This is a genomic window from Pseudoalteromonas aurantia 208, from assembly GCF_014858725.1.
Classification (GTDB): Bacteria; Pseudomonadota; Gammaproteobacteria; order Enterobacterales; family Alteromonadaceae; genus Pseudoalteromonas; species Pseudoalteromonas aurantia.
Map to the genome: position 1 here is coordinate 622,355 of NZ_AQGV01000012.1, position 12,134 is coordinate 634,488.

Sequence of the window (12,134 nt, forward strand, 5' to 3'; positions counted from 1 at the left end):
AACGAGGAACTTTTTATGACTTTAGAACAAACACTCACAGATGTTGCTTTAGAAGCAGCAAAACATGCCGACTCAGCCAACAAGCTGATTGATGATGTGAAAAGCGGCATCGACACCATTAATGTGGTATCACAAAATCACAGCGTGATGGACGACTGGCGCACCAAAACCGGCAAAGTCGCCTTTAAAGATATAGCGGGCAACAGCCATGAGGTTGACACGCTGGCAAGTATTATCGCCGACGCTGAAAAAATAAACCCCAACCCCCACGTGATGACCAAAGCCCAGTTTAATGCCTTGCGTGAACTACGCAAAAAGCAGTATGCAGGCAGTGGCTTTGTAGAGTGGGGGAAGTGCTATCAACCTGAAGGTAGTTGGAGCCCAAAATGGATCAATAATGGCTTGTATCAATCAGCGCTGTCTGTGGCGCATGCTAATGAGTTACTAATGGGCTCGCAAGGCACAAACCCACAAGGAATATCAAATACTGATTATCCAGAAAGTGTGATTGATGGCGTGACGCATAAGTTAAGCCTAATTAATTCAAACAATTTAGATTTAATGAATCGAATTAAGTTTCCGGCAGCCCCAGATGGCACTAAGGCTTATGACTCTGCTACTGGCGTTGTGACTGAGCATACAAGTGCTGCTGAGGCATTTAATGAAAGAAAAAATAACCTGAGCGCTGTGGCCGATGGCAAATATGATGTAACGAATAGTACTTTTAAATTTGAAAGTACCAAACCAAGTGGTTTTTCGTTATCGACAGGAAAGCCCGCAGGTTCTGCTAAAATTGTTGTGCGGGTGGAATCATCTATCACAAAAGCGCTTGAACTGAGAGATAGTAACTCTCCAGCGGGAGATGCTCCTCTAATGAAGAGTATTATCCTAGAAGCCGGTAAGACTGTAGACTTAACGTTTAATTGTACTATCACGTCAGGAGGGGTTTATTTTAGAGTCCCAGATCCTGTCGTTGATCAGGCTCTTAAGGTTCATACGTTTCAAGTGCTACCAACAACAGAATCAGTCATTACTTCTCGTAAAGATCTCGTATTTCTTGAGTCATGGCATGAAAAAATAGCTGACAAAGATGTGGTTTATCCGTTGGGTAACGTGCAATACGGTGCAACCGCTTACGAAGGTATTGCATTGCAGAATAACTTGGTGGCACAGGGTTACAGTGCATTTGGCGAGTGGGATGGCAATACCACAGGCCATGGTGCTAAATGGTCAAGTTTATCAGAAGCGAGTCGCGTTAAGCTATTGGCGAACCCAGCGCACAATATCTATTATGATCCAGAGGTCAAGGCCTACATTCAAGTACGCTATAGAATACGGGTTGTTGAAGGGCTTGGGAATGATTGGGTGCATACAGGAAGTAAACAAGTAGATTCTACAGGATGGCGTATGCAGTACGCCCAATCATTGCGAGTCAAACCACAAGGCCAACATTCATCTATTTCTAAGGACTTTGACAAATACACTCAAGGTGCTACAGGACTATTTGTTGGCGGTGGTGCATCACAATCTTACAACCTAAACCCAGATATTGGCTCACTTATCGCAGCCTCAACATCACTACAAAGCGATACTAACGTTGCACACGACGGTAAGTGTTACGCAGTTCCTATAGCCCTTGTGCAACGTATGAACCAAGGTGCTTATCATCCGACTTATAATCCGATGGGTTGTGCTAGATGGAATCGGGCCGATGGCACTAATGGGTATAACTTTCAGTGGTACGCATCTTCGGTAGCATCATACATAAAATCTACAATGCATGCGTTTATCAACGGAGATACTATCCCAGCCCAAGGTGGTTTTACTAATGATTCTGGTAAAATAGACTCAAACAATACAGGCCGCCCAGATCAATATAAATATCACGATGCAATCTACGCAGGACAGGTAGAAGACTTACGCCTCAATGCCAACAAGCTTGATGTGAACCAGTTGCGGGAAGAGACGATGCGCAAAGCGGTTGCAGGCACTTTGCGCGGAAAGGGTAAGGTGCCTTTTACAAATAGACCGCAGGAAGTATCTAAGGGAGAAGGAGAGACTTCAGCTTGTTACATAAATGCTGTTGGTGTTTGGGATAAATATTGGGGGAAATATAATCAGTCAGCTCACCTAGAATGCCAAGGGTACATTATATTAGATGACGGAAGAGTGTTTCGTGCAATTTTTGGTTCGTCGCCGCAAGAACCGAGTAAATTAAGAGCTTATTGGGCTAATTTTACAGAGCATGATGTAAATTATGCTTGGTTAAACAGTCAGAGTGCGGATGACTTGAATGATTCAGACTTCAGAAGTGGAAATTGGCACATTGTAGGGCATAATTACTTTGCTTCAAATACAGAATTCGATTCACTCCCTTGGGTGGATATTATTGGAGACCCTTCACGGGTCGCGGCTACGTTCCCCAAAGGCGTTATTGGGCAGTGGATCCCTGAGCTACCTCGTGAGGGGGTTGGCTCTGTTCCTTTAAATAGAAAGTGTACTAACGCGTCGAGTCCACTCTCTCAAGTATTCTATACTGTTGATAATGGCGAAACTTGGTTGCAACGATCTCAGTCGTTTAGCAAGCAACTAAATACACTGGTTTTGGATACCACAATTGATAATCCACACAGTGTTATATTAGTTCACTATGAAGCGTCTTCAGACTTCACTCAAGCAAGTAATAATTCTGTGGTAATTGGTGATGTAGGTGATGTTTTTTACACGACTCATTCTAGTGTGGGGGAAGGTAATAATCTACAGGGCTCTCTTACAGGTAACGCAGGTAAAGCTACAGTGGACCCTGCTCAAGGTTTTGTCCCGCACCTTGGAGCATATAGAATAATAGACAATGCATTAAGCACATATGGAAAATATGCACCAAGACATGCGGCATTGCCCTTAGCCTCTCAGGGAGGTCAGTCTCCGGCAGTTAAAGCGATGTCTACTATCACTGAAAAGGATGGTTTATTATATTTGCAGCTTCATGGTGCTGAGTTGAAGTACGATGCCCCTGAATACACAGTGATATCTAACGCAATGTTAGATACCAATTTAGAACCGAATAAGCATTACTTATTTAAACTTGGAACGGGAACCTTAATGGATGGAGGTTTATGGTATTGCAATCGTTCAATGTCGTCGGTATTAAATAGCCCCGCTTGGTACAAAAAAGACGACGGGACAATTGGTGCGATTAATGTTAATGGTGATCCGACGTTTTTAACCCCAGTTCAAATTGAAAATTGGGGCGACGACCAAACCATTTCAATCGTCAACGGGGAAGATGTAAAAACTGACCTCAATGGTAATACGGTCGAAGTATTTTGCCACCACACCCAAATGCCTATTGGCATTGCTCATAACTAACTTTCAACATTGAAATAGAGTTACTGGCGTACATAAATGTATGTCAGTGGCATAAGGAAAACCATGGAACTTAATGATCAAAGCTCAGCGAATAAAGCCGACATTGCAGCGTCGACATCTGAACAAGCAGTGGTAGTAGAAGCGGCAGAGGCAACGGCTCAGTATGTATCACCACTAGATAGTGCCAATAGTAGGGATGAATCAGAGAATGAAGAAGTACCACTAGCGCAGGTTACGTACGAGAATGTATTGACGAAAATGGCGCTGCGCCACCCGCAATCACAAATTGATAACGCATTAAAGCAAGCCATTGCCTATGAGCAAGCCAAGCATGTTGCCGCATACCAGCAATGGGAGCTAGAAGTTGTTATAGCACAAGCTAAGCGCGATGACGCACTTGCACATAATGCGACGATAACAGCGGCTGAGAGTATGGCTGAGAGTACAGCTGAAAGCTCGGCTGAAAATAATGGCGTAGAAGCCGCTTTGGTCGAAGTGCCTGAGTTGCCACAGCAACCAAGAATAGACATGACGCTGCGCCGAAGCTGTTACCGTACTGAGTATGTTGAGGTGGATTTAGAACTCACAACACAAACGCAAGTACAGCGCAAAGAATATGACGATGAAGCACATGTGTTGCGTATTTATCCTGCAACGCAGGCACACAGTGCAGAATATATTGCACAAGTACAGCGGGCACGCTTTAAAGCAAGTCGAGCGCTTAAAGTGGCACAGCAAACAGTTATTGTAGAAGGCATGGAGTTTGATGCCGATGAGATGAGCCAACAGCGTATGGCACGCGCGTTATTGCTGATGGAAGACGCACATACAACCAGATGGGTATTAGCCAATAATGATGTGGTGCAAGTGAGTAAAAAGCAGTTGTTTGATGCCTGTAAACTCGCAGGTGAGCAGCAGTCAGCATTATGGGTGCCAGCATCTTAAAAGCGTACTTTTTTTGCACATAAATGAAGCGTAGCGAGTTACCTTTGGCAACAGGGTTACGTCAAATAATACGGTTACTTCAGGTAACACGAGTTAATTTAAACAACATACGTACTTTTACGTAAAGCCGCATCCCCCGTGACGCGGCTTTTTGGGTTTTAGGTTTTCATGCAACACATGTGATGTGAGTAGATCCTAAAACAAATTGATGAACATAATAGGAGGTCATAGTGGCCATATTAACGCGAGTGGGCCGAATTGAACTGGCTAAAGCCGTTAAAGCGCAAAGTATCTATTTAGCATGGGGGGCGGGAGAACCACAATGGGACTCCACCCCTGTTACAGAGCAAAGTACAAGCACACAGTTAACCCAAGTTTTAGGATATCGCAAAGCGCGCAGGGTGTTATATTGTGAGCCTGACGTTAATGGTGAAATTCAAGTGCCAGAAGGCGGCTTTACTGCCAGTTCGCAAGCAACGCCACATATATATTGTGAGTTCAATTACGACTTTACCGATGCCCTTGATAAAACCATACGTGAATTGGGCTTGATGGTGGGGACTCAGCCAAGTAGCGGCGAGCCCGCAGGTAAGTTTTATCATGCACCGAGCGACATTGTTGACCCAGGTGTGTTGATGTTGGTTGAGCATCGGCCTGCGATGTATCGAGATCAAGGGGTGCGTGAAACCTTTGAATTTGTCCTCAGCTTCTAGGTGACGACTATGACAGAGTTTATTAAAGATGTTTTAAAGGATGAATATTACCAAGGATTTGATGCATCTAAGCAATATCAGCAATTGCTATTTAGAGCGGGGAAAGGCTTACAAAGCCGCGAGTTGAACGACTTACAGTTACAAGTTAACCAGCAGGTAAAGGGGCTGGGTGATGTCATGATGAAAAATGGCAGTATTGTATCGGGTGGGACTGTGGTGGTAGATACACAAGATAAAATCGCTAAAATGAGTGAGGCTGATGTGTATTTAAATGGGGCGGTACATCACATCAGCGCAACAGCGTTTGCAATATCATTGACCGGCACTGTGGTGGTGGGTGTATGGTTGACGAGCTCAGTGGTGACGGAACTGCTAGACCCAGCCCTATTAGACCCTGCAGGGGAAGACTCTCCCATGCGTGCTCAAAACTACAATGAACCCGGTGCAGCGCGATTACAAGTGATGGGCCAGTGGGGATTAAGTGATACGCCGCAGGACTCAAAAATGGGTGAAAAGAGTGAGTTTTACCCTGTCCATCAAATAAACAATGGGGTGGTTTTACTTAATCATTCACCAGCAAAATTTGATTCAGTGACGCGGGCATTAGCGCGCTATGACAGGGAGTCAAATGGTGGTAGCTATGTTATTTCCGGCATGGCCTTGAACTATTTAAACACACAGCAACAAGCACAAGGTACGACTCAGCATTATAGTGTGCAAGAAGGTAAGGCGCATATTGATGGCTTTGAAGTGGCGCTTAATACCGCGTTGCCAGCAGCATTTTCGGTTACACCGGATGAGCAGACAATAAAAAATGAGCCGACGAGTTTCACGCCAGACAACACAGGTAAACAGACAGTCGCATTTGATTTTTTCCCCATAAAGCAAGTGGATAAAGTAGGCACTACAGCGAGAAAAGCGGTGCAAATGCGACGAAGCACAGAAGTAGGGGGCCTGGATTTAATCGCTGATTTTAGTGTTACGCGAATTATTTCTGTGACCCAGCAAAAAGGCGATGCCACCATTGAATATGATATTGGCAATGATTGTGTATTGACGGGGAATCATATTGCTTGGAAACATTCAGGCAATGCGCCTGCGCCGAACGACGTGTATGTGGCAGAGTATGAGTACAATGTTGATATTCTTGTGGGGAGTGCGCTGCAATATAACGAAACGCATTATACCATCAATCAGCAACTGCCAGATGGGGGCCAGCTTGTTGAAAATGCCCAATTACGTGTTGATTATGTCTATTTAAAACCGCGTATTGACTTGATCGTGCTCACAGCACTAGGAGAGGTTAAGCGTATTGAAGGTGCATCTGCGATACAAAATCCGGTAAAACCTCAAGTTCCAGAGCAGCATTTACCCTTGGCATTTGTGCATCAAAGTTGGGGAAGCACGACTCCGCGTATAGAGCTTGCCGCAATTCAAGTGGTCAACATGGCTGATATGCATTTTATGCAATCACAGATCAGCGATTTGTATCAGCTAATTGCAATCGAACGGCTACGCAACGACACCAACGCACAAGATTCGGCGAGTAAATACGGGGTATTTGTAGATCCATTTTTAGATGATGATTTACGAGATGAGCATATTGCACAAACTGCAGCCATCATTGATGGGGAATTATTGCTACCAATTGATGTGACAGTTAACGCACTGGATAATGCCAATGCTGCACAGCTTTTGCCGTATGAATTAGAAGATGTATTAGTGCAAACGAGTCAAACGGGCACTATGAAAGTGAATCCTTATCAGGCTTTTGAACCGGTACCGGCACGTGTGACATTAACACCGAGTGTTGATCATTGGACGCAAACACAGCAGGTATGGTCAAGCCCAGTTACGCGTCGTTTTACACGCGGTGGGGGGCGAGTTCGGCGTATAACGACGCGTGTCACAACAGAGCGTGTTGGTACACAAGTCCAGCAATTAGAATTCCTACGACCAAGAACGGTTCAATTCACAATCAGTGGGTTTGGACCTAATGAAGTACTAGCGTCAGTGACATTCGATGGGGTGGTTGTAACGGCGGAGGAAACATCATGATAAAAGCAAATGAAGCGGGTGAAGTCGTAGGGCAGTTTACGATTCCGAGTAACATCCCTGCGGGTAGAAAGCGAGTGCAATTTGCAGGTGCGGGTAAGTCAAATGGCAGTGCCGTTTATACCGGTAGTGGCACGATTCGTGTTGATACCATGCGCCAAGTGAATACCATCGTAACTCAGCGCTATGATCCATTAGCACAAACATTTACTTTGGAACAAAGCCGCTTTATCGCGGCGGTTGAGTTGTGGTTTAAAGTAAAAGGCAAAGAAGCTGTACAGGTACAAATTAGAGAGGTAGTACAAGGGATACCAACCCAAAATGTGCTCGCGCAAACGAGCCTCGATAGTGTAGATATAAACTTAGGTGATGCGTCGACTCTGTTTCACTTTATGCCAGTGTATTTATTGGCAGGTCAAGAGTATGCGATTGTGGTGTTAACGGATGGGGCTGAACATGAAGTGGCCATATCGGAGCTAGGTCAGTTTGACCAACACACGGGTTGGGTTACCAGTCAGCCTTATCAAGTGGGTGTATTGCTATCATCAAGTAATGCCAGTACCTGGACCCCGCATCAAGAGCGAGATCTTACCTTCAGGTTAAAAGCTGCCAAATTCACACACACCACGCATAGCATTGACTTAGGAAATGTGACTGCACAAGGCATGACGGATGTGATGGCATTAGGTGTGGTTCAACGGCCTAATGCAGATACAGATGTTGAGTTTGAAATAAGCGCACAGGATGCATCATTCAGTACACGCAGATTGCAAGAGTGGCAGCCATCGCAGTTGCCAGCACCCTTTACAGGCCCAGTGAATGTCACTGCGCATTTAAGTGGTAGCAGTACAGTGAGCCCAATCGTGTTTGCTGATAGCCAATGTGCACAAGGGGTTGTTAGTCCATCGGCGGATTATATATCTCGTATTATTACATGTCGCAATGGGGGGAAATTTACGGTGAGCTTTGAAGTTAATTCACCCGCGACGGCGTCTGTACAAGTGATGGTTGAACAAGGCCAGCAATGGCAAGAGTTAACTCTGAGTGGCGCACAAGAACTCGCACAAAGTTGGCAGCAAAGAGACTATCAACTACCGCAAATTAACCAAGATAGCACACGAGTGAAATTAGTACTCAATGGCACCGCGTCAAGCCGGCCCAGAGTGCGTAATTTGAGGGCATTTTCAACCTAGGAGGGTCAATGACTGTTGACAATAAAACCCTACATCAAACATATCCATTACCACACCCAACCAATCAGCTAGACCAAGATGTGTTAAGGCTGGTTGAAGCATTAAAAGCCATTGACAGCAATGTTTACATGTTACAACAAGCTGACAATCAAGCAGAAGATGCACGAGAGACACTGCGAAAAGCGTTGGAGGAGCAAGGTACTCGTATGCAGGCGCAGCAAGATAGCTTATCCGATAAACATGATGCTTTGTCAGACAAACACATCAAGCAAGCACGTAAACACAAGCTCAACCAAATACTGGGCGAATCAATTTTTCCACTTTAAGAGGATATTATGGCAACAATACAAAATGCCGTACAGGCCATGGTCGATAAACTGGTAGCTGATATGCAAGGCAGCACACCACTATCGGCAGAAGACCAAGCGTTAGTCAGTAATGCGATAACCAAATTAGCAGATAATGACAGATTAGAAAAAGCCCTCGTAGCGGTTGCAGAGGAGCATTTAGATGTTGCGACGCAGGAGTTAAAACAAGCGACGAGTAACAATACATCAACGATGGTAAACGCAACGCAGTCGGTGAATAATGCAACCAATACATTGGTCTCGCGCAGTGTGCAACTAAGCCAATTAGATAATATTACACCTGCGATTGAAAATATCACCAAGGTACAACAGCATGCCTCGGCAAGTTATGTAAAACCCTTGTTTGGTTTGACCAAATTAGAAACGCCAAGCACCAGCAGTACTAATGGACGCACAACAGCGGCATTTGCGATTTATGATAGTTCAGGTGAAACGCACCTTGTGCGACCAAGCTACACGGCAAATAATACTCACGAGCAAAGTCGAATTGAGTTTTTGACCTTGAGTGATGATGCCAGTCATAAAACAGCACATTTTACGAGCTTTGTTTATAATAATGCCTTTGAACAAAACCCGACGAGTAAAATATTTCAGTATGGTTCATCAGCATTTTTACCTTTGGCATTAAAAGAACAACCGAATGATGTTAAATATGAAGTGGTATTCAGCTCGCAAGACTCAGTCAGTTCGTCAGTAAATGATTACGGCGGTATTTTTTGTAAAACAGCTGGGTTTAATTCGATTACTAAACCCAAAAAGGACGTTAATGCGGTGGATCAATGGGGCATAACCACGACAACGAATCACGGGTATCAGACGACAGGTGTTTTGTACGACAACAAAAAGCACTGCTTGGTAGTCGTTGATGAGGGGACGTCGTTATTGATTGAAAAGTACCGTGACGGCAATAACATTACCGCAATCTCGATCCCTGATGCCACGGCATTGCAAAACTATGTAAATTCTGGTGATTTCACTTGCGTTAATTTTATATTTAACACGTTATTACATCCATATGGAATAAGTAGGTATAACCATGCAGAAGGTGCGATGAGTTCATATGCACAAAATTATCATGGCTATTTTGGTATTCTCAATGGAGTAACTAAAATGGGTCATAATAAATACAGTGCGCATTACCGTTTTACTGAAGAAAAGAAATTAGAACCACTCAATTTATTTTTTACCAGTAATTCAGAACCCTATAAAACAAGCAATGCAAATGGCACTCAAAATAGTGAAGGTGAAGTAACGATTGCTTTGCAAAGTATGGCAGGCGAGTTGTTAGGCATGTATCAATATAAATCAAAACCAGATCACGTTGGCTATCAAGGGGGAATAATGGCCGTTGCCATAAATTGTATTAACCCGTATTCAAATGTGGGTATTTTGAACGAGCACTATTTACATAATCAGTATGGTTTAGGCCGAACTTGCAGAGCGTTTTAGGAGTAAAATATGAGTTGTTATTATAATGAAATTCAAGGTATGTGTATTGAAGGAAATTTCTGGCAAGTGAACCCTGATACGGGAACTAATTGGACTGCGGAATCTGCCGCCGAATATACAGCGAGTTACGAGCCGAAAGAGATAGATCAACTACAAGTGCATAAAGGCGAGGCAGTTGAAAGAATTAAAGCCTCGGTAGCTAAGCGTTTAACAAGCACATTTTGGCGAATTGAAAGAGCCCAAGAGCGATTAGAATTGGCTAAGTTAGGAGCTGATGATACTGTAATTATGGAGGCTACAGAGCATTTAAAACTTGAATTATTAGCTAGAGAAAAACTGAGAGAAGCAAGTAACTTAGCTGAGCAAGATGTTATTGATATAACAAACATCGATGCATTGAACTTATTCAACTTCATCCCCGATGAATATCTAACATAACGGTCAGTATTGACCTGTTTTAAATGTTAAAAATCAGTAAGATACACCTATGCTAGACAACAAGCTCAAAAGAGTTTGCTTTAGCATAGTGAGCTGATTTTAGGTTTGCTTACACATCTCACTTGTCCAGATTAAAGCCGGTTTAGTGTACTCTCGAGTATGGCTAAATCGGCTTTTTGTTCTGTGCTGTGAATTTAGGCGCTGCGCTTATACGGTAAAACGGCAAATGGATCCTGACCTGCGTCAGGAAGACGATGGAGTGAGGAAAAGCGCAGTGGCAGTAAAGCAACTGTTATCGTGCAAATATTTATCGTTATGCAAACAACAGCCACCTTGTAAACGATGGTTATCACCATGTAAACAATAGCCACCTTATAAATGGTGGCTACCACCTTGAAATGCATACCTTCTTCGTCGCCCTGAACTTGATTCAGGGTTTAGTGAAGATAACGACATACAGATAAACACATTCAAAATGGTTTGTTTAAGCGAATCATTCTGAATGTTTTGAGAGGGCCAGCATTGACCTGTTTTCAACGCTAAAAATCAGTAAGATACACCTATGCTAGACAACAAGCTCAAAAGAGTTTGCTTTAGCATAGTGCGCTGATTTTAGGTTTGCTTACACATCTCACCTGTCCAGACTAAAGCCGGTTTAGTGCACTTTTGAGTATGGCTAAATTGGCTTTTTGTTCTGTGCTGTGAATTTAAGCGCTGCGGTAAAACGGTAAATGGATCCTGACCTGCGTCAGGAAGACGATGGAGTTGGGTGAAGCGCAGTGGCAGTAAAGCAACTGTTATCGTGCAAATATTTATCGTTATGAAAACAACAGCCACCTTGTAAACGATGGTTATCACCATGCAAACAACGGTCCCCTTATAAATGATGGTTATCACCATGCAAACAACGGTCCCCTTATAAATGATGGCTACCACCTTGAAATGCATACCTTCTTCGTCGCCCTGAACTTGATTCAGGGTTTAGTGGGTTTGAGCGTTATTGTGGAGTTCAACATCAACGATAACGTAATCTGGATCCTGACCTGCGTCAGGAAGACGATGGAGTTGGGTGAAGCGCAGTGGCAGTAAAGCAACTGTTATCGTGCAAATATTTATCGTTATGAAAACAACAGCCACCTTGTAAACGATGGTTATCACTATGCAAAGCAACTGTCACCATTATAAATGGTGGCTATCACCTTGAAATGCATACCTTCTTCGTCTCCCTGAACTTGCTTCAGGGTCTAGTGAAGATAACGACATACAGATAAACACATTCAAAATGGTTTGTTTAAGCGAATCATTCTGAATGTTTTGAGAGGGTCAGCATTGACCTGTTTTCAACGCTAAAAATCAGTAAGATACACCTATGCTAGACAACAAGCTCAAAAGAGTTTGCTTTAGCATAGTGCGCTGATTTTAGGTTTTCTAAACATCTCACTTGTCCAGATTAAAGCCGGTTTAGTGTACTTTCGAGTATGGTTAAATCGGCTTTTTGTTCTATGATGTGAATTTAAGCGTTTTGCTTATATGGTAAATGGATCCTGACCTGCGTCAGGAATACGATGGAGTGGGGTGAAGAGTAGTGACAGTAGTGCAACTGT

The 12,134-nt window shown here is 43.6% G+C and carries 8 protein-coding genes; all 8 read left to right on the forward strand.

What is annotated here, in order from left to right:
• The first annotated feature begins 15 nt into the window (after positions 1-15).
• The 8 genes from PAUR_RS06855 (at position 16) to PAUR_RS06890 (ending at position 10,530) form a co-directional block, all read left to right on the forward strand.
• A complete protein-coding gene (locus PAUR_RS06855; RefSeq protein ID WP_192507047.1) occupies positions 16-3,369 on the forward strand; it encodes a hypothetical protein in 3,354 nt (1,117 codons plus the stop codon).
• Positions 3,370-3,432: 63 nt separating this feature from the next.
• Positions 3,433-4,314 carry a DUF4376 domain-containing protein gene (locus tag PAUR_RS06860; protein WP_192507048.1) on the forward strand — a complete coding sequence of 294 codons (882 nt, stop codon included), beginning with the start codon at positions 3,433-3,435 and terminating at the stop codon, positions 4,312-4,314.
• 230 nt (positions 4,315-4,544) lie between these two features.
• Complete coding sequence (locus PAUR_RS06865; RefSeq protein WP_192507049.1) at positions 4,545-5,027, forward strand: hypothetical protein; 483 nt, start codon at positions 4,545-4,547, stop codon at positions 5,025-5,027.
• 9 nt (positions 5,028-5,036) lie between these two features.
• Positions 5,037-7,085: a DUF4815 domain-containing protein gene (locus PAUR_RS06870; RefSeq protein ID WP_192507050.1), complete on the forward strand. Its 2,049-nt coding sequence runs from the start codon at positions 5,037-5,039 to the stop codon at positions 7,083-7,085.
• Complete coding sequence (locus PAUR_RS06875; RefSeq protein ID WP_192507051.1) at positions 7,082-8,275, forward strand: hypothetical protein; 1,194 nt, start codon at positions 7,082-7,084, stop codon at positions 8,273-8,275. Before PAUR_RS06870 ends, PAUR_RS06875 begins: the two co-directional genes overlap by 4 nt.
• Before the next feature lie 8 nt (positions 8,276-8,283).
• Positions 8,284-8,601, forward strand: a complete 318-nt coding sequence (locus tag PAUR_RS06880; RefSeq protein ID WP_192507052.1) for a hypothetical protein — start codon at positions 8,284-8,286, stop codon at positions 8,599-8,601.
• Between the two features lie 9 nt (positions 8,602-8,610).
• Positions 8,611-10,092, forward strand: coding sequence for a hypothetical protein (locus tag PAUR_RS06885; protein WP_192507053.1), 1,482 nt, complete (start codon positions 8,611-8,613; stop codon positions 10,090-10,092).
• A gap of 9 nt (positions 10,093-10,101) precedes the next feature.
• The gene (locus tag PAUR_RS06890) at positions 10,102-10,530 is read left to right on the forward strand and encodes a hypothetical protein (RefSeq protein WP_192507054.1); all 429 of its coding nucleotides are present in this window, start codon (positions 10,102-10,104) and stop codon (positions 10,528-10,530) included.
• Positions 10,531-12,134: the final 1,604 nt, after the last annotated feature.